Source organism: Nonomuraea sp. NPDC047897, assembly GCF_043204415.1.
Taxonomy (GTDB): Bacteria; Actinomycetota; Actinomycetes; order Streptosporangiales; family Streptosporangiaceae; genus Nonomuraea.
The window spans coordinates 85,245-111,233 of sequence record NZ_JBIDCC010000008.1 but is presented as its reverse complement, the minus strand read 5'-3'; the positions used below and the strand labels follow the sequence as shown (position 1 = coordinate 111,233).

At 71.4% G+C, this 25,989-nt stretch carries 23 protein-coding genes, 1 tRNA gene and 1 pseudogene; 16 read left to right on the top strand and 9 right to left on the bottom strand.

Annotated elements, in window-relative coordinates:
* Nucleotides 1-100 precede the first annotated feature (100 nt).
* From ACGF0J_RS19350 to ACGF0J_RS19320, 7 genes and pseudogenes are all read left to right on the top strand, one after another.
* Nucleotides 101-526: pseudogene (locus ACGF0J_RS19350) on the top strand (serine hydrolase); the annotation flags it as partial.
* Nucleotides 527-762: 236 nt separating this feature from the next.
* Nucleotides 763-1,224, top strand: a complete 462-nt coding sequence (locus ACGF0J_RS19345) for an RrF2 family transcriptional regulator (RefSeq protein ID WP_393147525.1) — start codon at nucleotides 763-765, stop codon at nucleotides 1,222-1,224.
* Nucleotides 1,225-1,279: 55 nt separating this feature from the next.
* Entirely contained in the window at nucleotides 1,280-2,476 is a 1,197-nt protein-coding gene (locus ACGF0J_RS19340; protein WP_393147523.1) for an MFS transporter, read from the top strand.
* Nucleotides 2,477-2,490: 14 nt separating this feature from the next.
* Entirely contained in the window at nucleotides 2,491-2,889 is a 399-nt protein-coding gene (locus tag ACGF0J_RS19335) for a RidA family protein (RefSeq protein ID WP_393147521.1), read from the top strand.
* Nucleotides 2,890-3,614: 725 nt separating this feature from the next.
* Nucleotides 3,615-4,979 (top strand): serine/threonine-protein kinase, encoded by a 1,365-nt coding sequence (locus ACGF0J_RS19330; RefSeq protein WP_393147519.1) that lies wholly within the window; start codon nucleotides 3,615-3,617, stop codon nucleotides 4,977-4,979.
* A gap of 94 nt (nucleotides 4,980-5,073) precedes the next feature.
* Nucleotides 5,074-5,367, top strand: a complete 294-nt coding sequence (locus ACGF0J_RS19325) for a hypothetical protein (RefSeq protein ID WP_393147517.1) — start codon at nucleotides 5,074-5,076, stop codon at nucleotides 5,365-5,367.
* A 61-nt stretch (nucleotides 5,368-5,428) separates the two neighbouring features.
* A complete protein-coding gene (locus ACGF0J_RS19320; protein WP_393147515.1) occupies nucleotides 5,429-6,439 on the top strand; it encodes a hypothetical protein in 1,011 nt (336 codons plus the stop codon).
* Between the two features lie 145 nt (nucleotides 6,440-6,584).
* Here the strand turns inward: ACGF0J_RS19320 and ACGF0J_RS19315 are convergent, their stop codons facing one another.
* The 3 genes from ACGF0J_RS19315 to ACGF0J_RS19305 form a co-directional block, all read right to left on the bottom strand.
* Nucleotides 6,585-9,746 (bottom strand): S8 family serine peptidase, encoded by a 3,162-nt coding sequence (locus ACGF0J_RS19315; protein ID WP_393147513.1) that lies wholly within the window; start codon nucleotides 9,744-9,746, stop codon nucleotides 6,585-6,587.
* Between the two features lie 143 nt (nucleotides 9,747-9,889).
* Nucleotides 9,890-10,873, bottom strand: a complete 984-nt coding sequence (locus tag ACGF0J_RS19310) for a BtrH N-terminal domain-containing protein (protein WP_393147511.1) — start codon at nucleotides 10,871-10,873, stop codon at nucleotides 9,890-9,892.
* Nucleotides 10,874-11,051: 178 nt separating this feature from the next.
* Nucleotides 11,052-12,446, bottom strand: a complete 1,395-nt coding sequence (locus tag ACGF0J_RS19305) for a cytochrome bc complex cytochrome b subunit (protein WP_393147509.1) — start codon at nucleotides 12,444-12,446, stop codon at nucleotides 11,052-11,054.
* Nucleotides 12,447-12,788: 342 nt separating this feature from the next.
* Between ACGF0J_RS19305 and ACGF0J_RS19300 the strand changes: the two genes are divergently transcribed.
* Nucleotides 12,789-13,679: an endonuclease/exonuclease/phosphatase family protein gene (locus ACGF0J_RS19300; protein WP_393148071.1), complete on the top strand. Its 891-nt coding sequence runs from the start codon at nucleotides 12,789-12,791 to the stop codon at nucleotides 13,677-13,679.
* A gap of 88 nt (nucleotides 13,680-13,767) precedes the next feature.
* Here the strand turns inward: ACGF0J_RS19300 and ACGF0J_RS19295 are convergent, their stop codons facing one another.
* Complete coding sequence (locus ACGF0J_RS19295; protein WP_393147507.1) at nucleotides 13,768-15,198, bottom strand: MFS transporter; 1,431 nt, start codon at nucleotides 15,196-15,198, stop codon at nucleotides 13,768-13,770.
* Between the two features lie 120 nt (nucleotides 15,199-15,318).
* Nucleotides 15,319-15,594, bottom strand: coding sequence for a heavy-metal-associated domain-containing protein (locus ACGF0J_RS19290; RefSeq protein WP_393147505.1), 276 nt, complete (start codon nucleotides 15,592-15,594; stop codon nucleotides 15,319-15,321).
* Between the two features lie 176 nt (nucleotides 15,595-15,770).
* On the opposite strand from ACGF0J_RS19290, the gene ACGF0J_RS19285 reads away from it, so the two are divergent.
* From ACGF0J_RS19285 to ACGF0J_RS19270, 4 genes are all read left to right on the top strand, one after another.
* Nucleotides 15,771-17,225, top strand: a complete 1,455-nt coding sequence (locus tag ACGF0J_RS19285) for an MFS transporter (RefSeq protein ID WP_393147503.1) — start codon at nucleotides 15,771-15,773, stop codon at nucleotides 17,223-17,225.
* A gap of 22 nt (nucleotides 17,226-17,247) precedes the next feature.
* Nucleotides 17,248-17,874 (top strand): TetR/AcrR family transcriptional regulator, encoded by a 627-nt coding sequence (locus ACGF0J_RS19280; RefSeq protein WP_393147501.1) that lies wholly within the window; start codon nucleotides 17,248-17,250, stop codon nucleotides 17,872-17,874.
* 112 nt (nucleotides 17,875-17,986) lie between these two features.
* Complete coding sequence (locus tag ACGF0J_RS19275; protein WP_393147499.1) at nucleotides 17,987-20,134, top strand: NACHT domain-containing protein; 2,148 nt, start codon at nucleotides 17,987-17,989, stop codon at nucleotides 20,132-20,134.
* Nucleotides 20,135-20,369: 235 nt separating this feature from the next.
* Complete coding sequence (locus tag ACGF0J_RS19270; protein WP_393147497.1) at nucleotides 20,370-20,993, top strand: DUF1579 family protein; 624 nt, start codon at nucleotides 20,370-20,372, stop codon at nucleotides 20,991-20,993.
* A gap of 197 nt (nucleotides 20,994-21,190) precedes the next feature.
* Here ACGF0J_RS19270 and ACGF0J_RS19265 read toward each other — a convergent pair whose 3' ends face one another.
* Together ACGF0J_RS19265 and ACGF0J_RS19260 are read right to left on the bottom strand one after the other, a co-directional pair.
* Nucleotides 21,191-21,997, bottom strand: coding sequence for a UTRA domain-containing protein (locus tag ACGF0J_RS19265; RefSeq protein WP_393147495.1), 807 nt, complete (start codon nucleotides 21,995-21,997; stop codon nucleotides 21,191-21,193).
* A gap of 346 nt (nucleotides 21,998-22,343) precedes the next feature.
* Nucleotides 22,344-22,420 (bottom strand) — tRNA-Pro (locus ACGF0J_RS19260).
* A gap of 94 nt (nucleotides 22,421-22,514) precedes the next feature.
* On the opposite strand from ACGF0J_RS19260, the gene ACGF0J_RS19255 reads away from it, so the two are divergent.
* The 4 genes from ACGF0J_RS19255 to ACGF0J_RS19240 all read left to right on the top strand — a co-directional run bounded on the left by ACGF0J_RS19255 (nucleotide 22,515) and on the right by ACGF0J_RS19240 (nucleotide 24,546).
* A complete protein-coding gene (locus tag ACGF0J_RS19255; protein ID WP_393147493.1) occupies nucleotides 22,515-22,940 on the top strand; it encodes a hypothetical protein in 426 nt (141 codons plus the stop codon).
* A gap of 79 nt (nucleotides 22,941-23,019) precedes the next feature.
* Entirely contained in the window at nucleotides 23,020-23,568 is a 549-nt protein-coding gene (locus tag ACGF0J_RS19250) for a hypothetical protein (protein ID WP_393147491.1), read from the top strand.
* A 6-nt stretch (nucleotides 23,569-23,574) separates the two neighbouring features.
* Entirely contained in the window at nucleotides 23,575-24,345 is a 771-nt protein-coding gene (locus ACGF0J_RS19245; protein WP_393147489.1) for a hypothetical protein, read from the top strand.
* Between the two features lie 6 nt (nucleotides 24,346-24,351).
* On the top strand, nucleotides 24,352-24,546 hold the full coding sequence (locus tag ACGF0J_RS19240) for a hypothetical protein (RefSeq protein ID WP_393147487.1): 195 nt from the start codon (nucleotides 24,352-24,354) through the stop codon (nucleotides 24,544-24,546).
* Between the two features lie 160 nt (nucleotides 24,547-24,706).
* Here the strand turns inward: ACGF0J_RS19240 and ACGF0J_RS19235 are convergent, their stop codons facing one another.
* Together ACGF0J_RS19235 and ACGF0J_RS19230 are read right to left on the bottom strand one after the other, a co-directional pair.
* Nucleotides 24,707-25,063, bottom strand: coding sequence for an ATP-binding protein (locus ACGF0J_RS19235; protein ID WP_393147485.1), 357 nt, complete (start codon nucleotides 25,061-25,063; stop codon nucleotides 24,707-24,709).
* 76 nt (nucleotides 25,064-25,139) lie between these two features.
* Nucleotides 25,140-25,913, bottom strand: coding sequence for a SigB/SigF/SigG family RNA polymerase sigma factor (locus ACGF0J_RS19230; RefSeq protein WP_101782870.1), 774 nt, complete (start codon nucleotides 25,911-25,913; stop codon nucleotides 25,140-25,142).
* Nucleotides 25,914-25,989: the final 76 nt, after the last annotated feature.

Below are 25,989 nucleotides of genomic sequence, written 5' to 3'. Positions count from 1 at the left end.
ACAAGAACCGGAAGGAGACCCGTGATGCGCAGACCCGACAGGTCACGGCACGCTCGGGCCTTGACGGCCCACCCGCTCCCCATTCCCCGACGGCTCAAGCCGCCGGTCCCCTCGGAAGGCTCTGATGGAGAACCGCGGCCCTGGCGGCGGCTGGCTCGCCTCCGCGGTCGACCTGGTCAGGTTCGCGAAGATCTTCGACGCCCCCGGCCCGGTGCTGAACGCCACCTCGATCAGCCGGATGTTCGCCAAGCCCGAGATCGGGCCGAACGCCTATGGTTCGTGGTACGGGGCCGGCTGGTACGTGCGCCAGGTGCCGGGGCACCTGAACACCTGGCACGCCGGGTCGCTGCGCGGGACGTACACTTACCTCGCCCGGCTGCAGAACGGCTTCACCTACGCCGCGCTGTTCAACCGCCGCGAGGAGGGCTCCAGCCCGGACTTCGACGTGCTGAGCCCGCGGATCAACGCCGAGATCGGCAAGGTGACCAGCCGGCCGACCACCGACCTCAGCCCGCGCTACTTCTGACGCGGCCGGCGCGAGCGGCGCGGCCGGCGCGATGCAGGCGACGCGGGCGGGGGCGGGCGACGGGGGCGACCCGGGCGGGCGGACCTTCCGCGGGCACTCGCCACGGTCGTGGGCAACGGTCACGGGAGACGGCCCGCCGCGAGGGCGGAGGCCGTCTCCCCGACCCGGATCGCCGCCGCCCTCCTGACCCGGATTGCCGCCGCATATTCTGGACGTGTATTGTCCAGGATATGCGGATGAGCGAGGGCGTCGAGTGGGTGCTGCACACGTGCGTGAACCTCTCCTGGGTCGGGCGGCCGGTGCGCTCGGCCCGGCTGGCGACCTTCTACGACCTGCCCCCCGCCTACCTGAACAAGCAGCTCCAGTCCCTCGTCCGGGCCGGCGTCCTCACCTCCGTCTCCGGACCGAAGGGAGGATTCACGCTGGCGCGCGACCCGGCCTCGATCAGCCTGCTGGACGTGGTGACCGCGATCGAGGGAACCGATCCGGCGTTCCGCTGCGCCGGAATCCTGGCCGCCGGCCCCTGGGGCGACAAGGAGGCCGACTACGCGGCCACCTGCGTGATCTCCACGGCCATGCGTAAGGCCGAACTGGCCTGGCGCAAGGAGCTGGCCAGGCAGACCATCGCCGACGTGTGCGCCTCCGTGGAGAGGCGAGCCCCCGGGGAGCCCGAGCGCACCCGTCGCTGGCTCAGCTGAACCCTCATCTTTCCGCCAAGCCCTCTCGGGGGCTGTTTTTTCAAGGAGATCCTGGATGTCTACTATCCAGAATGAACCCGAGAGCGGGTCGGCGTTGCGCGGATGGCTCGCCGTCTCCGCTGTCACGCTCGGCATCTTCGCCCTGATGACCTCCGAACTGCTTCCCGTCGGGCTGCTGACACCCGTCAGCACCGACCTGAAGATCACCGAGGGTCAGGCCGGACTGATGGTGACCGCGCCCGGACTGGTGGCCGCCCTGGCCGCTCCCGTGCTGACCATCGCGGCCGGACGGCTGGACCGCAGGGTCATGCTGACCGGACTCATCGGACTGATGGCGCTGGCCAACCTCGTCAGCGCCATGGCGACCACCTTCACCGTCGTCCTCGTGGCCAGGCTGGCGGTCGGCATCAGCGTGGGCGGCTTCTGGGCCATCGCCGGCGGGCTCGCCCTGCGCCTGGTGCCCCAGCAACACGTCGGCCGGGCCACAGCCGTCATCTTCGGCGGCGTGTCCACCGCCTCCGTCCTCGGCGTGCCCGCGGGCACCTTCGCCGGGCAGATCGGCGGCTGGCGACTCGGGTTCGCGATCGTCGGGCTTTTGGGACTGGGCGCGCTCGCCTGCCTGGTCCTGTTCGTGCCCGCCCTGCCCGCCACACGCACGATCTCGTTCGCCGAGATGCCCCGCCTGTGGCGAACCCCCTCCGTGCGGGCAGGCATCGTGCTCACGCTGCTCCTGATCACCGGACAGTTCGCCGCCTACACCTATCTCCGGCCCATCCTGCAGGAGATCGCGGGAATCCCGCCGAACTCCATCAGCCTGATGCTGCTCGCCTACGGCGTGGCCGGCGTCGTCGGCAACTTCGTCGCCGGCAGCCAGGTCACGCGTCACCCGCGCGGCACGCTGCTCGGCATCGGCGTGACCCTCACCGCCGTCACGAGCCTGCTGGCCGCATACGGCGCCGGCGCCGCCACAGCGGTGCTCGCGGTGATCGTCTGGGGACTGGCCTACGGGGGCGTCTCCGTGAGCCTGCAGACCTGGATGCTCAAAGCCGCCCCTCAGGCCACCGAGGCCGCCTCGTCGCTCTTCGTCGCCGCCTTCAACCTGTCCATCGCGCTCGGCGCCCTGCTCGGCGGGCTCGTCGTGGACGGGTTCGGCACGTTCGCAGCGCTCTGGCTCGCCGCCGCGTTCCTCCTGTCGTCCATCCTCGTCGTCACCGCACACACCAAGTACGTCGTCACCGCACACACCAAGTAAAAGGAGTTACGACCATGTCGTTCACCATCTCGAACCCGCCCGCGCTCCACGACCCGGTCGCCTTCGGCTACAGCCACCTCGCCACCGTGACCTCCGGCCGACTGGTCATCGTCGCCGGACAGTACGCCTCCGACGACAGCGGCCACGTGGTCTCACCTGACTTCGCCGACCAGGTAGACCGATCGCTGGCCAACCTGCGCACGGCCCTGCGTGCCGCTGGGCTGGACTATCAGGACGTCGCCCAGATCCGGACCTTCATCGTGGATCACGGACCCGACAAGCTCTCCGTCGTCGCCACGGCCATCGGCCGCATCTGGGGCGACCGGCCGCCCGCCCAGACGCTGCTCGGCGTGGCCGCCCTGGCCCTGCCCGACATGCTCTTCGAGGTGGATGCCATCGCCGTCCAGCCTTGACGCCCGCAAGCGGCCCTCCAGCAGCGACGTGGGCCGTGAGCGCGCCGCCAAGAAAAGCTGCCCGAATATTTGGCGCAAAAGGATGGATCTGTCAGCCTGCGTCTGATCCGCTTGGCGGGAGATGAGAACGTCATCATCGATGCCCAGGAAGAAGATGATGACAATGCCCAAGATCACATTTGGGCGCAGGCTGGCGGTCGCGGCCACTGCTGGAGCCCTCGCCACCGGAGTCGTCGTCGCCCCGGCGAATTCCGCGAGCCCCCCAGTCTCGCAAGCGGTTACGGGAACGGCATCCGTCATCACTGGTACGGCCAAGGGGGCTACGGCGGACCCGCCGCCCAGGTGCCAAAATCGAAAATGCTACCAGAAATGGCTTAAGAAATCCTACGAAAAGCAGGCGCGGGAGAATGCCAAGCGGTGGATGAAGAGGCAGCTGGAGGACTGGTTCAGCCTTAATCCCTGGAAGCGCGAAAGGGATCGCGGTGAGAACATAGGCCCCTTCAAAGAAGGTCGCCCGCGCATTGATCCCGATCACCAGCCGGGGCCACCGCGCCACTGAGATCTCTCCGCCACCTGGACGGCCGCCGGATGCGAACCCGCGGCGATCTCGGCCGAGGTCCGGCCGCACCTGTCCGGCACGTGACCGGGGTCGCCCGGCCACGAGGGCCGGACGATTCCGGCGTCCGCCGCGCATGGGCGGACCTTGAACGGGTAGGCCGGGCGCCATGTCCGCTGCGTACCATGAAGGCTGGTTGCTGGCCGGCCGCTACCGACTGCTGACCGAGCTGGGCCAGGGCGGCATGGGGCGGGTGTGGCGCGGCCACGACGAGTTGCTGGACCGGCCGGTCGCCGTCAAGGAGGTCAGCCTCCACCAGCAGTCGCAGCAGGAACGCGAGGCGGTCCTGGCCCGCACCATGCGCGAGGCCCGGCTCGCCGCCCGGTTGAGTCATCCGCACATCGCCGGTGTCCACGACGTGGTGGTGGCCGACGAGCGGCCGTGGATCGTCATGCAACTCGTCTCGGCGCCCACCCTGGCCGCGGTGCTCGCCCGGCAGGGGCCGCTGCCCGCGGCCGTCGTGGCCCGGATCGGGCTGCAGGTGCTGGACGCGCTGGCCGTCGCGCACGCCGCCGGGATCATGCACCGCGACGTCAAGCCCGCCAACATCCTCCTGAGGGACGGGCATCACGCGGTGCTGACGGACTTCGGGCTGGCCACCACCGTGCAGCAGCCCGCCGGCCTCACGCAGACGGGCATGGTCGTCGGCACGCCCGCCTACATCGCCCCCGAACGCGCGCGGGGCGGCACGCCCGGCCCGCAGGCCGATCTGTGGTCGCTGGGCGTCACCCTCTACACCGCGGTCGAGGGCCGCCCCCCGTTCGGTGAGGGCAACGCCCTGGCCACCCTCACCGCGGTCCTGACCGCCGACCCCGCCCCGTTCGAGCGGGCCGGGCCGCTGGCCCCGCTCATCGCCGGCCTGCTGGCCAAGGACCCCGAGCGGCGCACCGGGCTGGAGGAGGCACGCCGACATCTGCGCCGCGTCACCGCCCCGTACACCGGGCACCCGCCGGCCACCGAGGAGACGGCCGGCGCGGCGGCCGTGCCCCCATCGCTCCGCTCGGCCGACGCGGCGGCCGCACCGCCGCCGCTCCGCTCAGCCGGCGCACCGTCCGGCCGCACCCGGCCCAACGCGGCGGAGCGCCGCCGCCTGCCCGCCCGCGCGCGGCACGCCGCGGCCGCCGTGATCGTCGGCTTGCTGGCTGTCACCTTCTGGACCGCCGACCGGAGCGGGCTGCCATCCCCGGCGCCCGCCGGCTGGCGGCCCGAGGCAGGCACCGCCACCGAGCCCGCCACTCCCCCGATGTCGTCGCCATCGGCGTCCCCGGGCATCCTGCGGGCCGAGCGCGTGGCGGTCAGCCGGTCTCCGGCCGCCCGGCGCCAGGCCGCCCGCCCGCCCATCACCGGGGGCACCGGGTCACGGTCACGGTTCGTGCCACCCGGCCAGGCCAAGAAGGCCGCCAAGACTGGAAAGGGCCACCACAAGCAGCATCCGAAGCCTCGCGGGAAGGGTCGCGGCGCGGGCCGCAAATGATCGGCGCACGGTAGGCGTCGCAGGACGATCCGATCAGCGGCCGCTCGCGCATGCGCGTGCCGCTGAGACCGGCGCCGCGGTCACGATGGTCAAGGTGAGCGCCACCGTGGTGATCTTCGCTGCCGGCGCGAACGCCCCCACGACGGGCTGCTGGTTCGTCGGCACGGCCTCTCGGTCGCAAGATATGACAGCGCTGTTGTATATTGGTGGTGATGTTCCCCCTATCGAGCCGTACGACCACGGCCCCACCGACCTGTCCGCCAACACCACGCACCACCTGATCGCCGACATGGAGCGGCTGTCGGGCTCTCCGTCGTTCACGGGAGGGGCTCAGCGTCAGGCCGGGCGGAGCCGACGCAGCTCCCCGCCGCCCCCGACAGATCCGTGACCCTCGGCAGCTCTTCGAGGCCGGGGATGGACAGCCTTACTCCCTTGGCGATTGGAAGCCCATGGCCCTCGAACCCCCGCCCCCGCCCGCCCAGGAGTGGAGCCAGTGGGACATCACCCCCACCTTGCCGCCCTCCTGGCCGGGACTCGGGGAACCTCACGAGGACGGCTTCACGGTGGGGCACGGCACGCTGTCGGGCATCGCCGTCGGCATCGCCGGGCTGGTCGGCGGTGCCTGGCAGAACATCGTCGGCCAGGCATTCCATGGCCTGTCGTTCTTCGACAACGTTTGGGAATCCGCCCTCGGCTCGCCGAACCTCGACCAGTTGCTCCAACGCTTCAGCGACATCCAGGGGACGTTGGGTACTTTTCTCGACAGTGTCGGCAGCGAGATCGCGACGGCCGCCATTCTGGTCGCCCAGGGCGGGGAGGCCTACCGGCTTTCGGACTTCCCTCCCGGGAAGGAGGACGAGGACTTCCGTACGCCGTACGGCATGGGCAACGCGCCAGCGGCGATTCGCCAGAAAGTACCTGCCGGCCTTCGCCCCGGCGGCGGCTATCCCCAGGCCACCGAGACGTTCGAGCCGTTGACCGACAAGGGGGACCCGCCCGGCTATCTGGACGTCAGCGCGGTGCTGGAGCTGCATGCTCTCACGGCGTTCGGCCAGTACGCCGTGTCATGTAGGGACAAGGCGGACAAACTGGTCGAGGTCACGCACCACCTGCGGTCGCGCGCCAACGACCTGTCCGACGCCCCGTGGCGAGGACCGGCGGCCGAGGCCGCACAGGAGTCGCTGCGCCGGATATACGCCAACGTCCGCCTTGGCGGCGGCATCAGGCAGGGCGAGCACGGCCGCGGACCACGTCGATCAGGCCTTGCGGCGTCGCAGGCGCCACCTCGCCGATGCCGTCGATCCCCGCCTCGGCTGGTGGGACGAACTCTGGAGAGACGGCGACCCCAACTCCCGGGCTCGCGACTACCTGCGCGAGACCGAGAGAGAACTGCTGGAGATCTACGCCAAGTGTGCGCCCGCGAGTGTCACGCTGGACCTGCCGGGCCTCATCCGCGCTGACGCCAAGACCGTCGGCTTCCCGGCCCGCAAGGGAGCCGAGGGTGGCGGCTCACCTCCGCCCCCCTCGGCTCGTTGAGGTTCACCGGCCGCCGCGCCGGCGGCCTGCGCACCCCGGCGGAGCCTTCCGCCGTCCCTTGTGCGTGCGTCAGCCGACGGCGTAGGCGCGGATCACGGTCTGCTTGACGGTCGTCCCCGCCGTGTCGGTCACCGTGCCCCGCAGGGAGACGAATCCGGGCGTGCGCGGGTTGGGCACGACGGCCGTCCAGCCGGAGGCGGTCGGGACGCTCGGCAGGGGCAGCCAGCTCGCGCCGTCGTCCGTGGACATCTCCAGCCTGAGCGAGGCCACCTTGGCCTTGGGCGCGCCGGGGTTGCGTTCGATCCGGACGGGCACCTTGGTCACCGTGCCCGTCCGGGCGCGGTTGAACGCGTCGAGCCCGGCCGGGGAGTAGCGGACCGCGATCAGCGGGAGCGGCTTCGCCTCGGGCGTGCGCGCGGACGAGAACGTCCAGACGGACTCCACGCTCGACGACAGCGCCGTGTGGGGCACCTGCCGGCGCATCGAGGTGGTGAGCGTGTACTCGGCCCGCTGCGCGGGCAGCGCGGCCGTCAGCGCGCAGGGCTCGTACAGGCAGCCGGCCAGAGCGGTCTCGGCGATCGTCCGGCCGTCACGGGCCAGGGTCGCGGTGCCGGTCGCGGCGTCGTCCAGGCCGGTCCGGCCCTCCACACCGTCGGCGAACAGGCGGCCGGGGTCGAAGGACAGCTCGTCGCCCGTGCGGGTTCCGTTGCGCTCCGCGAACGAGGGGCCGGTGACGGCGGCGTTCCACACCTCCGTCGTGCGGCCGCGCTTCATGACCTTGCCGGAGTCCCGCACGTCCGACGTGTCGGTGACCCAGGCGCTGGCCCAGGTGAGCCCGGGCGTGCGGTAGTAGGTCACGGTTGCGGGCACTGTCAGAGCCTGCGGGAGCGTGGCGTAGATGTCGTTGCCCGGTTCCTCGCCGAATCTGGGGGTGAAGTAGGGCCGGCCCTGCGCCGCGACCCCGGAGGCGAGGAACGTCGCCTCCACCTTCGCCAGGTCGGCACGCTCGGCCCGTTGCCCCATGTCCGCCGGGAATCCGCCGGCGCGGTGGTCGACCAGGTCGTAGAGGGCGCCGGTCGTGGAGTCCAGGACAGACCTCAGGTGGTAGCGCAGCCCGGCTTCGCGCGTGGGCACCGCGTAGAACTCCTTGCTCGGGTCGGCGAGGTCCCGCCAGCCGATCGACCACGGGCCGAGCCCGACGGTGAAGTCGGTGACGTTCCTGGGTGTGGCGGTGGGGTCGTCGACGGTGAAGCGGGCCGGCCGGCCCTGGCGGGCGTCGAGCGTGATCCGCTGGTCGCCGTCGACCTGGACGGCGGTGTGGGTGACCGTCACCGAGGCGGGTTCGTTGATCTCGGCGTAGAGGTTCCACCGTCCCTTCGGCAGTCGCATCCTCGCCGTGCCGCCCTGGAAGACCGGGCTCCGGACGGCGCCGGTACCGGGGTCGTAGAACTGGGCGTGGGCGCCGGGCTCGCCGGTGTCCCTGCCGACGGCGGTGACGGTCACGTCGTACGACTCCGGCTCGACGTACGCGCCGGCCAGGGTGCGGATCTCGCCCTGGGCGGAGGCGGCGGTGACGACTCCGACGTGGTCGCCCGGTGCCTTGCCGGTGGCGTCGATGGTCAGCGTCACCGACGCCGTGCCGTTGGCGGGCACTTCGAGGCGTTGCGCCGACAGCTTCAGCACCTCGGCGCCCTGCGTGCTCAGGTCCAGGGCGACGGGGGTGTCGCCGGAGTTGGTGTACGTGATCGTCCCGGTCGAGACGTGTTCCCCCTCGCCGCCCCAGGGGAAGGCGGCCCACACACTGGCGGGCTCGGCCACGACCTGCCGGGCGAGGGCCCGGACGAGGTCGATCCGCCCGGCCCCCTGCTCGTACGGTGTGGCGTCCGGCGTGGGGACCGCGCTGCCCGTGAGGGCGGCCTTGAGCTGCCGGCCGGTCCAGGTGGGATGCCGCTGCGCCATGATCGCCGCGGCCCCGGCCACGTGCGGCGCGGCCGCCGAGGTGCCGCTGAACGGCTCGTGCGCGCCGCCCGTCCCGGCGGTCATGACGTCCACGCCGGGCGCCGTGACGTCCGGCTTGATCGCGTGGTCGCCCTCGCGGGGGCCTCTGCTGGAGAAGCGGGCGACCCGGTCGTCGCCGCCGACCGCGCCGACCGTCAGGGCGGCGTCGGCGCTGCCGGGGCTGAGCACCGGCGCCCGGCCGGTGTTGCCCGCGGAGACGACGAACAGCGTGCCGGTCCGCTCGGAGAGCGTGTTCACCGCCTGTTCGACGGGGTCGAGTTGCGGGGTGTCCGCGCTGCCCAGACTGACGTTCACGACCTTGGCCTTGACCTCGGTCGCGGCCCACTCCATGCCGGCCACGATCGAGGAGTCGGAGGCGCCGAAGCGGCCGCCGACCTTGCCGATGGCGAGCCGGGCGCCTGGGGCGATTCCCCGATACCGCGCGCCGGCTCCGGCCACGATGGAGGCGACGTTGGTGCCGTGCCCCACGGTGTCACGGATGTCGGGCTCGTCGGTGAAGTTTCGTTCGTGAGCGACCACACCCTTCAGATCGGGGTGTTCGGGGTCGTAGCCGGAGTCGAGCACGGCCACCGTGACGCCCTCGCCGGTCATGCCCTGCTTCCATGCCTCGGTGGCGCCGATCTGCTTGGCGCTCTTGTCGAGAGTCCACGGGCGCAGGCCGTCCAGCCAGAGCTTGGCCTTGCCGGCCGCCAGTGTCCGCGCGCCGCCGCCGGTCAGGTCCTGCCACGTCCGGGCGGCGCTCTTCTTCTCGATGCGGAGCGTGGACATGCCGAGCCCGGCGAGCCGCCGCGCCCCCGGCATGTCCACCGACTGGACGATCATCGGGATGTCGGGCCGATCGGCGTCGCCGTAACGCCACTGCAGCAGTTGCGTCACGTCGAACAGCCGCGGGTCCAGCACGCCCTGGGCCAGCAGCGGGCGGGCGTCGAACGGGATCACGTGCAGGTGGCCCCCGATCACCTGCCGGGCGAATCCCGCCGACCTGCCCGGACCGGGTTCCACGCGTACGCCGCCGCCCGCGACCACAACCCGGTCGCCCGTGATGAGGGTGACGGCCCCAGCCGGCGCCGCGGGCCCAACCGGCGCCGCGGACCCGGCGGACGCGACAGGCGCGGCGGACGCGACAGGCGCGGCGAGCGCCGGCCGGTCCGGCGGCGGCCCGATGATCGTGCCGGCCAGGAGGGCGGATGCGAGAATGCCGCCTAAGCTCATGAACTGCCTCCATCAAGAGGTGATCTTGAATGCGGCAGTGACCATACTTCGTTGAACGGAGTATGGTCAAGAGGTGCGGGCCGCGCGGCCCGTCGTGTCACGTCCGCCGGGAGCGCCCGTCACGCTTCCTTCGAGCCTTCGCGCTACAACTGTCTCAGCAGCCGCATGGCGTCCTTCTCGATGCGCGCGAGATCGTGCAGGATGGCGCCGGCCTGCTGGAGGTGTCCCGCGTCGCCGCTCTCCCCAGCCTTCGCGATCAAGCCGGAGACGTCCGTCCACAGGACGGCGGCCTCGGCGTACAGCCGGTGACCGGCGCGGAGGTTGTCGTCGTCGATCAGCCGGGTGCACTCGTCGAGAAAGTCGCGGTAGAGGGCGCGGAACAGGGCGCCACCGGTGCCGGCCTTCTCCATGAGGAGGGCTGCCTGCGGCAGGTCCTGCTGCGGCTCGTCGACGCGCGCCAGCCACCCGGGCACCAATTTGCCGGCTTTCTCGATGCCCCGCTGGCCCAGGTTCGCGATGGGAGCGGAGAGGAAGGCGTCGGCGCAGGCCTTGATGGCGGGGACGACCTGGTCCTGCCAGGCGAGCGGCCCGGCCGGCAGAGCGACGGTGAAGGATCGGTGCCTGGCGGTCATCGGGCCACGTTCGGCCCGCGCCCGGGCGAGGCTGGCCCGGCTGGTGCGCGCCGCTCCGCCCTGCTGGTCGGTGTCCACCAGATAGACGTCGTGCTCGTCGTAGCCGTACATCGCGACGACGTGGCCGCCGAAGTGCACCTTCGAGCGGAAATACTCCAGGTGGTAACAGTCGAGTTGGAGACCGACCGGCCGACCGGCGTCGATGGGGGCGGCCACGTTGTCCCACGCCTTGCGCGGTGAGCCGGTCTCCTTCACCGTCAACTCCAGGCCCAGCCTGGCGGCCAGGTTCCTGGTCAGCTCGAACGGCTTGACGCGGCCGCCGAGAAAGGGGAACGCCATGCCCTTGCTGTCCCAGTAGACGAAGGACAGGCCTGAGCCCAGCCCGAACATCATGGGCTCGGACAGATCAAGCCCCTCATGCCGCAGCAGCACCCCCAGCGCCGTCGTCTCGCAGTGGTGCATGCCGCGGGCCTCGATGTCCTTCACGATGGTCATGCGTCGCTCTCCTCACGCTGACGCGGCGAACAGTCACACCGCCCCCACCTGCGGATCAACCACAGGTGCGGACCGCTGGAAGCAGCATGAAGCCTCCCACAGGGGGAGAGTCCAGCCGCACCACGGGGCGGCGGCTTCCGAAGCCGCTTCTGCCCGGCCCTCTCGGGTCCGGCGCGGCTCACCTGGGCGGCGCGGTGCCGGCCGGCAGCCGATCATGACCTTCCCGGCCGGACCGATCGTGGAACCCGCCCCGCGGACTCCGGACGATCACCCCGCTCTCCGGTCCGTGTTCCCTGACGTGCCGATCACGCAGCAGCAGGCTCAGGCAGAGCCGGTGGGTCACCCAGAAGGCGACGAGCGGGCCGACCACCACGGCGAACCTGAAGAAGATCGTCACACCTTCCACCGAGAGCTGGAACTCGTGGGCGAACCGGTCGTTGGCCGCGGCGGCCCACAGCAGCCCGTAGAAGGCGACGCCGGCGCCCGCGATCCCGGTCCGCACCGCCGCCTCGCGCGGCCGGTCGAGCAGGGCGGAGCCGGAGCCCTCCCCGGCCATGCGGCTGCTGGTCTTGGGCCGGCCGAGCGCGTCGCGCCGGGTGAGGCGCCGGAGGACGAGCCGCTCCGCGACGGGGTAGCCGGCCAGGACGGCGAAGAAGACTCCGGGCACCACCAGCGTGGGCACCAGGACCGCGAGGCTGAGCGTGTACGACCCGACGGTCGTCTCCCACCCCGGCATGATCCGCAGCGCGCCGTCGAGGAACCCCATGTACCAGTCGGGCACCGACCCCGCCGAGATCTGGCCCGGGCCCGCCGGGCCGTACAGCCAGATCGGCGCGATCTGGAACGCCGCCCCGAGGACGGCGAGCACCCCGACCGTCACCCCCGCCATCAGGGGGCGGGCGGCGCGCCGCCCCGGCGCCGACGCGGCGAACCGCGAGTGGCCGTTGCGCCGCACCAGCCGTTCGCGCGCCCCGAGGAGCACGGCGACGGCGGCCGGGATCACCAGCACGTGCGCCCAGTACGTCACCGGGATGACGCTCTCCCCGGGGAACTCGGGGCCGAACAGCAGGCGTGCCGCGGCGGAGCCCACAACGGGGACCGACAGGAGAACCGACCGGATCAACCACAGGCTCCCGCCGGACAGCATGTCGTCGGGCAGGATGTTGCCGCTCTCCCCTGCGGCCATTCCCAGCGGCAGCAGTGTCACCCAGATCAGCCACTGTGCCGTGCGCGGGCGACGGAACGCGCCGGTGACGAACACGCGCAACAACTGGAGCGCGACCGCCGCCACGAACACGAGCGCCGACCAGTGATGCACCTGCCTGACGAACAGCCCGCCGCGCACCTCCAGGCTCAGCCGCATCGTCGAGTCGAAGGCCTCGCTGACCGGGATGCCGCGCAGGGGCGTGTACACGCCCTGGTAGAGCACCGGAGACATGCCGGGGTCGTAGAACACCATGAGGAACAGCCCGGTCAGCACCAGGACGACGAACGACCAGATCGCTACTTCGGCGAACATGAACGACCAATGACCGAACCGGAACGACTGACGTCGCATCACCCGCGAGCGCATGGGCCCTCTCCTCGTCTCGACTCCATGCAATCGACGCCGTCCGGCACGGAGATGTGACGTCCACGGGGCCGCCTGCGCGGGTGAGCTACGTCATATGCGGGCCGGGCCGCGAGGGCGGCGCCGACATCCGGGGCGGCACCGCCACCGACCCCGAGGTGGTGGGCAGGCTGGTGAAGCACCGTGGGCGGGCGGTGACCCCTACGGTCGGACAGTATGAGCATCGAAGATCGCAGGGATCGGGTCGCGGTGCGGCTCCCCCGTCTCATCGGGAGGTCGCGCCGGGACCGGGACGGGCGGGACCGGACGTCCCGGGCACGCGGGCGGGTCCTCGCGTCGCTGGCCATGCTGGTGGCCGTGCTGCTCGCCTTCCCCGGCGTCGTGCCCAACGCCTGGGGCAACCTCGGCAGCCTGCTGGAGACCTTCCGGCCCTGGGGCGGCCTGGCCGTCCCCGTGCTGATGATCCTGGCGCTGCTGCGCCGCTCGGCCATCGCGATGGTGTCGCTGGCGCTGCCCGCGGCGGTCTGGGCCGGTCTCTTCGGTGCCCGGCTGCTGCCCGCTGCCGGTCAGGCGGCGGCTCACGACCTGACCGTGCTCCAGCACAACGTCAGCGACGACAACCCCGACCCCACGGGAACCGCACGCGCCCTGGCGCAGGCCGGAGCCGACCTCGTCGCCCTGGAGGAGCTCACGCCCGTCGCCCTGCCCGTCTACCGGGCCGTCCTGGCGCCCGGCCTTCCCCACCACACGGTCGTCGGCACCGTCGGCCTGTGGTCCAGGCATCCCCTCGGGGACTCCCGGCCGGTGGACATCAGGCCCGCGGATGTCCGGGGAGACTGGAACCGGGGGCTGCGGTCCACCGTGCGGACGCCCTCCGGCGACGTGGCCGTGTACGTCGCCCACCTGCCCTCCGTCCGCATCCGGCTGCCGGACGGCTTCGACTCCGCCTGGAGGGACGAGAGCGCCGCCGCCCTGGGCGCGGCCGTCGCCGCGGAGAAGCTGGACAAGATCGTCCTGCTCGGAGACTTCAACAGCGCCCTCGACGACCGTGGCCTGGCCCCGCTCACCTCCCGGCTGCGCCCGGCGGAGGAGGGTTTCGGCTTCAGCTGGCCCGCCGCCTTCCCCGTCGCCCGGATCGACCACGTCATGACCCGTGCGGCGGCTCCTGTCACCATCTGGACCCTGCCGGCGACCGGCAGCGACCATCTGGCGGTCGCGGCGCGCATCAAGCTCTGACGCCGGCCGAGGTCAGCGGATCGTGGGCGGGCAGGCGAGCACGCCGGTGGGGGCGCGCCTGGCGGCACGCCCTCACCGGCTCCTCCCGTCACGCGCGGAGCGACTGTGCTTCCGGCTCGGCCTCCGCGACGGCCGCCTTCGGCCTGCGCATGAGGACGAGGGTCAGCGCGCCGCCGAGAGCGGCCACCGCGGCCGCCCCGACGAGGGCGGCCTGGAAGCCGTCGGTGAGCCGGGACAGGTTGCCCAACTCGGCGGCTCCCTGCGAGGTGGCGATGGCCGTCATGACCGCCAGTCCGAGGGCCGAGCCCACGTTGTAGGTGGTGTTGACGATGCCCGAGGCGAGGCCGCTCTCCTCCGGCCGTACCCCCGACATGGCGGACATCATCGCCGGGATGTAGGCCAGCGACATGCCCACGGCGGCGACCAGGGAGGCGGGCAGCACGTCCGTGACGAACGAGCCGTCCGGCCGGACCAGTGACAGCGCCCCGATGCCGACGGCCAGCACCGCCAGCCCGCCGACGATGAGCGGCTTGGCGCCGAAGCGGCCCAGCAGCCGCGCCGTGATGCCGATCATGAAGATCATGATGGCGACGGTCATCGGCAGCAGCGCCGCACCGCTGGGGAAGGCGCCGTAGCCGAGGACCTGCTGCAGGTAGAGGTTGAGGAAGTACCACATCGGGATCCAGGCCGCGCCGAGCAGCGCCATCGCCAGGTTGGCGGTGGCCAGGCCGGGGGTGCGCCAGATGCCGAGCGGCATGATGGGCTGCCTGACGGCACGCTGGATCAGCAGGAACACCGCGAGCAGCGCGACCGCGCCGGCCAGCTCCAGCAGGGTGGCGGGCGAGCCCCAGCCCTGCTCGGGGGCCCGGACGACGGCGAACACGGCGAGCGCGATACCGGCGGTGACCGCGACGGCGCCGAGCACGTCGACCGAGCCGCGCCGGCCCTGGACGGCCGGCAGCAGCGCAGGGACGGCGGCCAACGTGGCCAGACCGATGGGGATGTACACGATGAACACCCACGGCCAGCTCAGGTACTCGGTGACCACGCCGCCGAGGAAGACGCCGGCCGTGCCACCGGCGGGCGCGGCGGCCCCGTACAGCGCCATGGCCTTGCCCAGCTCACGGGAATCGTGACTGAAGAGCATCATGAGCAGGGTCATCGCGGCGGGGGCGATCAGCGCGCCGCCGACGCCCTGGACGGCCCGCCCGAGGATCTCCACCCAGGCCGACCCGGCGGCGGCAGCCACCACGGAGCCGGCGATCAGGACGACCCAGCCCGCGGCGAAGATTTTGCGGGCGCCGAACAGGTCGGACAGCCGGCCGCCGAGCAGCAGCAGCCCGCCGAAGGCGATGACGTAGGCGTTGAACACCCATTGCAGTCCGCCCTGGGTGAAGCCGAGGTCACGCTGCATCTCCGGCAGCGCGACGCCGATGATCGAGGTGTCCATGATGACCATGAACTGCGCGGCGGCGAGCACGACGAGTGCCCACCACCTGCTTGGATTGACGGCGTTCATAGCCGCACTCCTCACTTCTCGCACCATACGATGCGACATAGGGGTCTGGGGGTGATGTCGGAATCGGACCGGACCCGCCGGTGGGCGTGCAGGCCAATGCACGCCCACCGCTCACGTTTCCTAGGACCCGGTCCCTGACAGCCGGTAGCCCGCACGCTCCACCGCGGCGCGGATCTCCTCGTCGGAGAAGCCCGCCCCGCTGACCGTGACCGTGCCGGTGGACAGTTCGACGTCCACGCCGGACACGCCGTCGACCTCCCCGATCTCGGCCGAGACCGACGAGACGCAGTGGCCGCACGTCATGCCGCTCACGGAGTAGACGCTCCGGTCGCCGCTCTTGGTGGCGGTTGTCGCCGTCGTGGCGTCCGCGGTGCCGCACGCACAAGCCGTACACATGTCGTCCTCCTTCGGTTGATACCCATAGGGGGTATCTGTCGCCCAGGAAGCTAACATACCCCCCAGGGGTTTGCAAGGCCTCAGACGGGACCGCGAAACCCGTACGCAACTGTTCGACTTGCCGGTCGGCGTGCGCTACCTTAAATCGAACAACGATGTTCGACTTAGGAGTGACGATGCATCCCTCCCCCCGACCGGCCTCCGACTCCACGACGGCAGGGCCACCCCACTCGCCCTCGCGATGGTGGGCACTCGGCGTCCTGTGCCTGGCCCAGTTCATGGTCATACTCGACGTGACGGTGGTGAACGTCGCGCTGCCGGTGATCGCCGACCAGCTCGGACTCGGGCGTGCCACCCTGACCTGGGTGGTCACCGCCTACACGCTGTGCTTCGGCGGGCTGATGCTGCTCGGCGGCCGCCTGGCCGACACGCTCGGACGCCGCCGCGTCTTCCTCGCCGGGCTGGCGATCTTCACCCTCGCCTCGCTGGCCGCCGGGCTCGCCCCGGACGCCGGCGTCCTCGTCGCCGCCCGCGCCGCCCAAGGCGTCGGCGCCGCGCTGCTGTCACCCGCCGCCCTGTCCATCGTGACCACGACCTTCCACGGGGCCGACCGCAACCGGGCGCTCGGCGTCTGGGCCGCCCTGGGCGGCGCGGGAGCGGCCATCGGCGTGCTCCTCGGCGGCGTGTTCGCCGCCGGTCCAGGCTGGGAATGGGCCTTCTTCATCAACATCCCGGTCGGCGTCCTGGTCGCCGTCGCCCTGCCCGTGCTGGTCGACGCCCGGCGTCCGGCGACCCGAACCCCCCGCGTCGACGTGCCCGGCGCCGTGATCGCCACCGGTGCGATCGGCTCGCTGATCTACGGGCTGGTACGGGCCGGTGACACCGGTTTCACGGAGCCGGTGACGCTGCTGGCGCTCGGCGCCGGGGCCGCGCTGCTGGTGGTGTTCGTCGCGGTGGAACGCGCCGTCGCGGCGCCGCTGATCCGCGTGGCGGCGAAGGCCCGCCGTCCGGTGGCCGCGGGCAACCTGGTCATGATGGGCGCGTCCGGCCTGCTGCTGGCCGACTTCTTCCTCGCCTCCCAGTACCTTCAGCATGTCCTGAAGCTGAGCCCCCTCACCACAGGACTGCTGTTCCTTCCCGTCGCCCTGGTGATCGGACTGGGCACGCACGCGGGCATGCGCGTCATCGGCAGGCTGGGCGGGCGTCCCGCCGCTGTCTCCGGATTCGTCCTGGCCGGTGCGGGAGCCCTGATGCTGGCTCAGGTGCCCGCCGCGGGCAACGCCTGGGCACACGTCCTGCCCGGCTTCGCCGTCGCCGGCGTCGGGCTCGGCGCGACGTTCGTCACCGCCACCACGACCGCGATGGCCCACGTCGACGCCGGCGAGGCCGGCATGGCCTCCGGGCTGATCAACACCGGGCACGAGCTGGGCGCCACCCTCGGGGTCGCGTTCGTCTCCAGCGTCGCCGCCTCCAGCCTGGGCGCCGGCTCCGCCTCCGCGGTGCCGGTCGGCGGGTACGGCGCGGCCTTCACCGCCGCGGCCGTGGTCGCCGCCGTCCTGGCCGTCCTGTCCGGATGGCTGATGCCCGCCGGCCGGCCGCCCGTCACCGACCGGCCCGTGTTCGCCCACTGAGAGCGCCGTAGGCTGAGGCGTTGTGAAGTCCGCCGACACGAACCGCCCGCACGCCGGCACCGGACATCAGCGCGATGCCGCACCCCGGCGGCGCGCCGACGCCGAACGTAACGTCGCCGCCATCGTCGCCGCCGCGCTGGACCGCTTCACCGAGGACCCTCAGGTCAGCATGGCGGCGATCGCGCGTGCCGCCGGCGTCGGGCGCGTCACCCTCTACGCCCACTTCCCCTCCAGGGAGGTGCTGCTCGAAGCCGTGCTCGAGCACGCGATCGCCCTGACCGACCCGGTGCTCACCGCCGCGGCGCCGGGCGACGGCCCCGCCGCCGACGCGCTGCGCCGGCTGCTGCGCACGGCGTGGCAGGTGCTGGACCGGCATCGCCGCCTGTTCGAGGTGGCCCAGCACGAGCTCGGCGCCACCCGCACGCGCGAGCATCACGACCAGGCGATGGCCCACGTGGAAGACCTCCTGCGCCGCGGGCGTGACGAGGGCGCCTTCCGCGACGATCTCCCGCTCGGTTGGATGGTCACCACCGTCTACAGCCTCCTCCACGCCGCCGCCGCCGACGTCAACTCCGGCCGCCTCCAGCACGACTCCGCCGCCGACGTCCTGGAGGCGACCCTGCTGCCCGCCCTCGCGCCGCAGCCTTGACCCGTCACCGTCGAGACCGCCTACCGGGATTCACGGCGTCAGGGGCCCCCGCCGCAGCGATCTTCGGACCATTTGCCCCGCACGGCGGGCATCGGCTTGGGATGCTGAGAGCGTGGACCGGCGTACGAAGACATGGTCGTTACGGGCAGGCATCGCGATCGGGATACTCATGCTGGTCGTCGCCGCCTCGCGGGTGTGGATGCGATACCCCGGTGACGTGGACCCGGTCAGCGCGGGCTTCGCGCTCGCCGGAACCGCCATCGCCGCGATCTCCTGGTGGCAGGCGCAGCGGCGCGCCGACACCGACGTACAGGCGGCGGCGACTCTGCTGGCCGGGCGGGTGCTGGCGGAGGAGAAGGCGCAGCGGGCACAGTTGCTGGGCGGCAAGGGCAGGGACGCGGTCATCGACGTCCACTTCGCCTTCCGGCCCACCGGCAACCCGGTCTCCGCCCCACCCGCAGGCACCCTCGGACACGTGGCCGCCTACTTCCGTGACCTGCGCGCACCTCGACGACTGGTGATCGCCGGAGTGGCGGGTTCCGGCAAGACCGTCCTCGCGATCGAGCTGATCCTGCAACTGCTCGCCGACAGACAACCGGACGACCCCGTCCCCGTACGGGTCTCGGCGGCGGGCCTGGATCCGGACGTACCGGTGAAGGACATGCTCGCCCGGCACCTGACCGCGACGTTCGACCTGAAGCCGGTGACCGCGCGCGCGCTCGTGGACGCGGAGGGGATCCTGCCCGTCATCGACGGCCTGGACGAGATGGACGGGACCGACAAGCCGGGCTTCGGATCGCGGGCCGCACGGGCGCTGCGAGCGCTGGAGGACTACGAGCACGGGCTGGAGCGCTGCAGCCTCGTGGTGACCTGCCGGACCGATCAGTACGACGCCCTGGTCGCCGACCGAGCCGCCCCGCGCGGCGCCGCCCGCATCGACCTGGGGGAGGTGACCGGGGACAAGGCATGGCAGTTCGTCGAGGCCGTCACCGACCAGGCGGAGCCGGACCGCTGGCAGCCGGTCCTGGACGCGCTGACCAGCGACGGTCACGTCCTGGCCGAGGCGTTGAACACGCCGTGGCGGCTCACCCTGGCGGCCACCGTCTACGAAGAACGCGACCCGCGCACCGGACGCTACGTGCGCGACCCCTCCGCCCTCACGGAGTTCGCCGATCAGCCGGCCGTTCAGGAGCATCTCCTCAGCCTGTTCATCCCCGCCCGCCTGGCGGCGGCCGATCCGGCGGGAAAGGGGCCGAGTGCTGAGCGGACCCATGCCTGGCTGGCCGTGCTGGCCGGCTACCTGCGCGGGAACACGAGCAGGCCGCCGTTCCACGGACGCGTGCTGTCCAGCACTGATCTCGTGCTGCACGAGCTGTGGCCGCTGGCGGGAGATCGTCCGCGCGTCCTCGGCGCGCTGGTGGCCCTCCTGGCCTGTCTTCCCGGGGTCGCCGTCGTGGCCGCGGCCTTCCCCTTGGTGTTGTCGCAGATCGACATCGTGGATGGCCTTCTATCGGGCCCGATAGCGGCGCTCTTCTTCCTCGGGCCGTGTGGCGTCGTGGTTCTGAGGTTGCTGTGGGAACCTGTCAGAGCATGGCGGGACGTGTGGTCCACGGCGGACGCGGTCCGCGCCGGACGGCCCCGCGGCGGGCGTGATCGCAAGAAGGCCGTGGTGAAGGGCGTACTCACAGCCGGGGCCGGCTTCAGCGCGGGTATGGCGGCCATCGTGGGGCTCAAGGTCGAGCTTTCGCCGTGGGTGACGGTCGTTCTCAGCGTCCTGCTGGGGTTGGGCATGGCACGCGACAAGACTGAGGAGTACGGCCGGGCCGGTTTCCACGGCGGCGTCGACCCACGAGCGATCATCCGGAGTGACTCCGTCTCGGCACTTGTGGCTGTCCTCACGTTCGGCCCCGGATTCGGATTCCTGGTGGGAGTCCTGTTCGCGTCGCTGACGGGGCTCTCGGAAACAACGGCGGTTGCCGCGGGCGCGGTGTTCGGCATGTCTTTCGTGGCGTCCTTGGGACCGTTGCTGGCGCGCCGCTACCTGGGCCTTCTGTTGTCCGTGCGGGGCCGGCTGCCGTGGCGGCTGGGACGGTTCCTGAACCGGTGCTACGACGCGGGACTGCTGCGGGTGTCCGGCATCGCCTACCAGTTCCGGCACCGTGAGCTCCAGGACTACCTGGCCGCCCACCCCACGCCGGCATCTCCCGGCCCGAACGCCCCGCGCGGGCGACCCGCCGCCATCGACGAGGGCGCGCCGTAGCCGGTGACGGTGCTGCCGTCGCCCGGCACGTCGTGCAGGTTCTTGCAGCCTGAGCTGCAACTTCTCCATCTCCCGAGCCCACGGCGAGGCCGACAGGCTTGGCCGCATGGAGCGATTCGACATCATCGACACCTCTTGGTGCCCTGAGTCCACAGACAGTTCGACTTCTACGACAAGGATCGACAGTGACACTCTCGGCCGACACCGTGGCCGCCCACTTCGACAGGACGCTCCGGTGATCCTCCGGAAAGGAACCTTCGTCATCAAAAAGCTCCTCTGGGCGGCGGCCGCCGCAGTCATCGCCCTGACCGGCGCGACGGGCGCCTCGGCCACCACACGCGACAACGCGCCCGTCGACAACCTGACCCCCGGCCGCTTCCACCAAGCCCTCGACCCGCTGGTCGGCACGTGGAAGGCGACCAAGACCAACTACGTGCTGTCCAGCACGCCGATCGTCTCCCGTGACATCACGGTGAAGACCAAGTGGATCGCCAAGACCGGAGGCCGCTTCCTGCAGGAAAGCACCGAAGGCACCCTCGGCGGCAAGCCGTACTACCGCCTGGGCGTGCTCGGCTTCTCCACCATCGACCGTCGCTACGAGTGGACGACCTTCGACAGCGTCACCCCCACTGCCATGACCTACCGAGGCCGCCCGGTCAAGGGCAAGGCCGCGAAGCTGTCCATCCCGGGCGAGTTCACCGACCCAGGCATTCTCGGCCCCCACTACCAGGGCAGGTCCATCCCGATGCGCACCGTCATCACCCTCGGGGACAAGCCGACCTTCGATCTCTACTTCACCCCGCCCGGCCAGAAGGAACGCCTCATCGACCGGGTCGTCTACACCCGCAGAATCGAATGATCACACCCCCTCGTCCTCACGGGCGCTCCACGTCACAGCTCGTCGTTGTCGTGACGGGCCGGCGCGTGCAGGACCTGCGACCCCTTGACCCAGGCACATCACGAGGGGCGGTGTCACGGCCGGTACTCGCCTCTACCTGGAGTTATAGCCCTTGCCGGTCCTTCAGCGTCCCCAAGGTCGTCCGGCGTGATCGTCACTCAGAACTCGTCGTACCCGGACACCTGGCCGATGGAGAAGATGTGCCGGTTCGCGGCGCAGATCGTCTCAAGGACGTGGATGGGCGTGTCCTCGGTGGAACAGCTCGCGCGGAGCACCTGGACGACCCACTCCCCGGGCTCGAGTGCCAACGTCTCGCGCTCGAAGGTCGTCGGCGGCCGAGCGGTCAGGTTCTCCTCCGCGTGACCGAACGAGTAGCCGAGCGCGGTCAACGCGGACTGCAGCGACGGCTTCACGAACTCCGGCTCGGCGATCCTCGTGTCGCCGAACAGGTCCGCCCGGAAGTAGCTCGTGGCGATGCGTACGGGCACGTCGTTTGCGGTCATCATCTTGCGCCGGGCCACGATGTCCGTACCGGGATCGACCCGCAGGCAGGCCGCAACATGATCACTGGCGGGTTCCAGCCCGATATAGAGCATGCGGCGATCAGCCTTGAGCCCTTGCCGGTCCGCTTCCGCCAGGAACAGGGACTGGGACCCCCTGACAGCGGGCTCGGTCGGCAACGCCCGCTGCACCAGCACACGAGGAGCCGGCGAGGCAGGGCCCTCCGGCGCACGCGCGGTCGGCCCCTTCCTCATCTGCGAGATGCGTCCCGGCGAGACCCCCAATCGCCCGGCGATCTCCTCCAGGCTCATCCCGGACTCCCGCGCCTCCGCGATGGCCTGCCGTCTCATCTTGGCCGCCTCGGCGACCAGCCCCTGCTCCTCGGTCATGAGTCGGCTGAGCATGCGGGCTCGTTCCACGGGATCGCTGAGCTGCGCGACTTCTCTCAGCGTCTTCACATCCATCCGGGCGTTGCCTCCTCAGGGACCGACATTCGGTGCACTTCAGCCCCCCTGTTGCGAGGGGTCCAGCCAGCACCCTACGACGCGTGTTCCGGAAGATCGTCAAGGGTGCCGGGATGCCCGCCCACAGCTGGACACCTCCTGAGAGGCGGCACAGCTTCGTCTCACTGCTCTCCCACTACGACATCCTCCGAAGGACATCGCCCGACTGGTCGGCCACCGCGAGCAGAGCCACCCCGTACTGCCGCAAGGAGCGGCGGCGATGGACACCCTCTTCGCCCGGCAGTGGCTCACCCATGCGAAAGGGTGCCATCCTGATGGATGACACCCTGCTCGACCAGCGAGAATCTGGTCGGGACGACAGGATTTGAACCTGCGACCCCTTGACCCCCAGTCAAGTGCGCTACCAAGCTGCGCTACGTCCCGGTCTTGCGGCCGCCCCCTGCGGGGCGGGACGTCATAACCTTAGCGCACATCGCAGGTGCCCGCGTACATCGTGGGGCGGGAGGGGAGGTGGCCGGTGGGGCGGAGGCCGACGATCGACCGTGGCGAGCTGGCGAGGCTCGTGGGTGCCGGGTTGAGCGTCCAGGAGCTGGCCGCGCACTTCGGGGTGAGCGAGTCCGGGGTGTTGCAGGCGAAGCGGGCCGCCGGGCTGGCCAAGCCGATGCTGGACCACAGCCGGGCCGTGCCGTGGAAGGTCGCCAGGGCGCACTCGCAGTCGGGGCCGGCGACCAATCTGCGCAACCTGTCGGCCGCCGCGCAGGGCAGGCCGCCGGCGTCGGAGCGGCTGAACACGGCGCTGCGGTGGGCGCAGCGGCTCGTCGACGCGGGGCTGGATGTGGCGTACGACCCCGTCGAGGGGTTCGGGGAGGTCCCCGCGCCCCCAGGGGGCTCACATGTCGCGGCGGTGCTCTCGGCGGCCCGGGAGGCACTCGAACGTCACTGAAGGGCCGGTGGCGGCGGCGTTTCGACAGGGCGTTCGGGGGCAGTCGCTGGTCTCTACACAGAGACCGGAGGCGAACATCATGACCACCTTCATCTGGGTGGCCGTCGTCGTGGTCGCGGTGGTGGCGGTCGTCGCAGTCGGGTACGTGGTGCTCCAGCATCAGCGGCGCCGCAGCCGCCTCCGCACACGTTTCGGCCCTGAGTACGAGCGTGTCGTCGCCGAGCACGACAACCGGCGGGAAGCGGAAGAGGAACTGCTGTCGCGGGAGCAGCGTCATGCCGAGCTGGACATCCGCCCGCTGGCGCCGGAGTCGCGTGACACCTACGCCAAGCGGTGGCGGGACGTGCAGGAGCGCTTCGTCGACGCGCCGATGTTCGCGGTGACCGAGGCGGACCAGCTCGTCGCGGCGGTGATGGCCGAGCGCGGGTATCCGACCGAGGGCTTCGAGGAGCGGCTGGCCTACCTGTCCGTGGGGCACGCGGCCACGCTGGACCACTACCGCAAGGCGCATGAGATCAGCGGGCGCGCGGCCCGGAAGGAGGCCTCCACGGAGGATCTCCGCCAGGCGATGGTGCACTACCGCGCGCTGTTCGAGGAACTGCTGGAAGAGACGACGCGAGGACGGTGATCCGAGATGGCCGATGAGCGGAAAGTGCCGTCGCAGCAGCGGGCCGAAGGGGGCCCCGGCGACGACGACCTGCGGGTCGTGGTGGCCAAGGACGACACCCTGGTGCACGGTTCCGACCGTGCCGGCGAGCGGGACGAGGCGCGGGCGGGCGAACGCGACGAGGTACGGGCCGGCGGGCGCGACGAGGTACGGGCCGGCGACGGGCGCGACCGCCCCGCGGTGGACGTGACCGACGACGTGCGCGACCCCCACGCCAAGGACTACAAGGACCCCTACACCGCGCCGCCCGAGGACGTGCCGGTGGCGGGCGGACCCGGGCCGATGGTGCGCGGTCAGGAGACCGGCGCGGCCGGCGGGATGCCGTCGCACGCCGCCCCCCAGGAGACGGCGTTGTTCGACCGGGACCCGGCGGACGTGCAGGCCCGCTGGCGCGACCTGCAGGCGGGGTTCGTGGACGATCCCGGCGATGCCGTGAAGCGGGCCGACGGGCTGGTCGGCGAGGTCGTGGAGTCTCTCACGAGCGCGCTGACCCAGCGCACGAGTGAGCTGCGCGGCCGGTGGCAGGGCTCCGGGGAGCACGACACCGAGCAGCTCCGCCAGGCGCTGCGCGAGTACCGCGGCGTGCTGGAGCGGCTGCTGGCGGTGTCGGGCGGCGGGACGGACGCCGGGGCGGCCGCCACGGCGGGTTCCGGGACAGGTGCCGGGATGGACACGGGCCCGCACGCGGCTCGGGACATGACGCGAACGGGCTCCCCGATGAGCCCGGGAATGAGGTGAGGTGCCATGCTCGCGATCGTCGCGGCGATCATCTTCGGTTTAGGGTTCCTGCTCGATCTGCTGGGCGCGCGGATCGCGGCCGGGATCAGCGGCACGACGTTCATGCTGCTCGGGCTGACGCTCCTCGCGCTGCACCAGGGCGGCGTCGGTACGGCCGGCGTCCGTGGTAGCGGCGGCTGGCGCACCCGCACCCGGCGGTAGCGGCCGGCGCCTCGCGGACCGGCTCCGCTGAGCGGCCTGCGTGGACGACGCCCGGCCGTCCGTACGAGAGAACTTCTCGTACGGACGGCCGGGCGTCGTCGTCGCTCAGGCGAACGTGGTCCGTACGGCGGAGGGAGGGGTCCGCACGGCGGAGGGAGGGTCAGCCCTTGCCCGGGAAACGCATGACGACCGTGCTGCCGTGGTCGCCGACGCGCAGGCTCAGGTCCAGGGCCAGCATGCGGGCGACCCACAGCCCCATCCCGCCCACGGAGCCCGGCATGGGCCCCGGCTTCCAGGTGCCGTCGTCGTGCACCTCGATCACGATCTCGCCGCCGTCGGGCCACAGGCGCACCTGGCCGTCGGTGGCGCCGTGGGTGACGGCGTTGGTGGCCACCTCGTTGACCGCGATGACGAAGTCGGCGATGGTCTCCTCCGGCATCCCGGCCGCGCGCGCCTCCTCCTCGACGAACTGCCGGACCTGGGGCAGGTCCGGCAGCCGGAATCGGAGGGTCTTCACGGGCGTGCCGGGTGGCGGGCTGGTGACACCCGCTTCCTGAGGATGGTGGTCCCCGTTCACCCGGCTATCCGCCCTCTCAGCCGACGAGCAGCTCCGTGCGGAGCTGGTCGAGGACTTTGCGCAGGATCCTCGACACGTGCATCTGCGAAATGCCGAACTCCGCCGCGATCTCGGCCTGCGTCATGTTGCCGAAGAACCGCAGCAGCAGGATGTGCTTCTCGCGTGACGGCAGCGCGTCGATCAGTGGCTTGACGGCTTCACGATCGACCATCGTACTCAGAGTGTCGTCGTCCTCGGGAATCACGTCCCCCAGCGACGCGGCGTCGTCGTCGGCGCCGAGCGGCGCGTCGAGCGACAGGGTGCTGTAGGCGGCCGAGGCGTCGAGGGTGAGGAGGACGTCCTCCTCGGAGATGTTCATCTTGGCGGCCAGCTCCGCGACCGTCGGGGAGCGGCCGAGGGTCTGGCTGAGGTCGGCGACGAGGCGGTTCAGCTCGGAGCGGCGCTCCTGGTAGAGGCGGGGCACCCGGATGGCCCAGGTCCGGTCGCGGAAGTGACGCTTGACCTCGCCGGTCATCGTGACGACGGCGTAGCCGCGGAACGCATGGCCGAGCGTCGGGTCGAAGCCGTTGACGGCCTTCATCAGGCCGACGTACGCCGCCTGCAGGAGGTCTTCCAGCGGCTCACCGCGGTAGCGGTAGCGCCGGGCGATCTCCATGGCGAGCGGGCGGTGCATCTCCACGATGCGCTCGCGCAGTCGTTCGCGCACGCTGTCGGGGGTGTCCTCCCTGACCATCTCGGCCAGGAGCTCTTCGGCGGTCATCTCCTCGAGGACGTATTCCTGCACAGCCATCGCTGCTCCTCATATGGGTCGCAGGGGCGGCCTCCGCCGGAATCGAAAAAAGCCCAGGCAGAGGCACACCTCGCGT

Bases quoted from the DNA above. Each gene is read 5' to 3' on its own strand.
- ACGF0J_RS19345 (WP_393147525.1), top strand. From the start codon at position 763: ATGAGCGAGGGCGTCGAGTGGGTGCTGCACACGTGCGTGAACCTCTCC.
- ACGF0J_RS19340 (WP_393147523.1), top strand. From the start codon at position 1,280: ATGTCTACTATCCAGAATGAACCCGAGAGCGGGTCGGCGTTGCGCGGA.
- ACGF0J_RS19335 (WP_393147521.1), top strand. From the start codon at position 2,491: ATGTCGTTCACCATCTCGAACCCGCCCGCGCTCCACGACCCGGTCGCC.
- ACGF0J_RS19330 (WP_393147519.1), top strand. From the start codon at position 3,615: ATGTCCGCTGCGTACCATGAAGGCTGGTTGCTGGCCGGCCGCTACCGA.
- ACGF0J_RS19320 (WP_393147515.1), top strand. From the start codon at position 5,429: ATGGCCCTCGAACCCCCGCCCCCGCCCGCCCAGGAGTGGAGCCAGTGG.
- ACGF0J_RS19315 (WP_393147513.1), bottom strand. From the start codon at position 9,746: ATGAGCTTAGGCGGCATTCTCGCATCCGCCCTCCTGGCCGGCACGATC.
- ACGF0J_RS19310 (WP_393147511.1), bottom strand. From the start codon at position 10,873: ATGACCATCGTGAAGGACATCGAGGCCCGCGGCATGCACCACTGCGAG.
- ACGF0J_RS19305 (WP_393147509.1), bottom strand. From the start codon at position 12,446: ATGCGCTCGCGGGTGATGCGACGTCAGTCGTTCCGGTTCGGTCATTGG.
- ACGF0J_RS19300 (WP_393148071.1), top strand. From the start codon at position 12,789: ATGCTGGTGGCCGTGCTGCTCGCCTTCCCCGGCGTCGTGCCCAACGCC.
- ACGF0J_RS19295 (WP_393147507.1), bottom strand. From the start codon at position 15,198: ATGAACGCCGTCAATCCAAGCAGGTGGTGGGCACTCGTCGTGCTCGCC.
- ACGF0J_RS19290 (WP_393147505.1), bottom strand. From the start codon at position 15,594: ATGTGTACGGCTTGTGCGTGCGGCACCGCGGACGCCACGACGGCGACA.
- ACGF0J_RS19285 (WP_393147503.1), top strand. From the start codon at position 15,771: ATGCATCCCTCCCCCCGACCGGCCTCCGACTCCACGACGGCAGGGCCA.
- ACGF0J_RS19265 (WP_393147495.1), bottom strand. From the start codon at position 21,997: ATGGATGTGAAGACGCTGAGAGAAGTCGCGCAGCTCAGCGATCCCGTG.
- ACGF0J_RS19250 (WP_393147491.1), top strand. From the start codon at position 23,020: ATGACCACCTTCATCTGGGTGGCCGTCGTCGTGGTCGCGGTGGTGGCG.
- ACGF0J_RS19245 (WP_393147489.1), top strand. From the start codon at position 23,575: ATGGCCGATGAGCGGAAAGTGCCGTCGCAGCAGCGGGCCGAAGGGGGC.
- ACGF0J_RS19240 (WP_393147487.1), top strand. From the start codon at position 24,352: ATGCTCGCGATCGTCGCGGCGATCATCTTCGGTTTAGGGTTCCTGCTC.
- ACGF0J_RS19230 (WP_101782870.1), bottom strand. From the start codon at position 25,913: ATGGCTGTGCAGGAATACGTCCTCGAGGAGATGACCGCCGAAGAGCTC.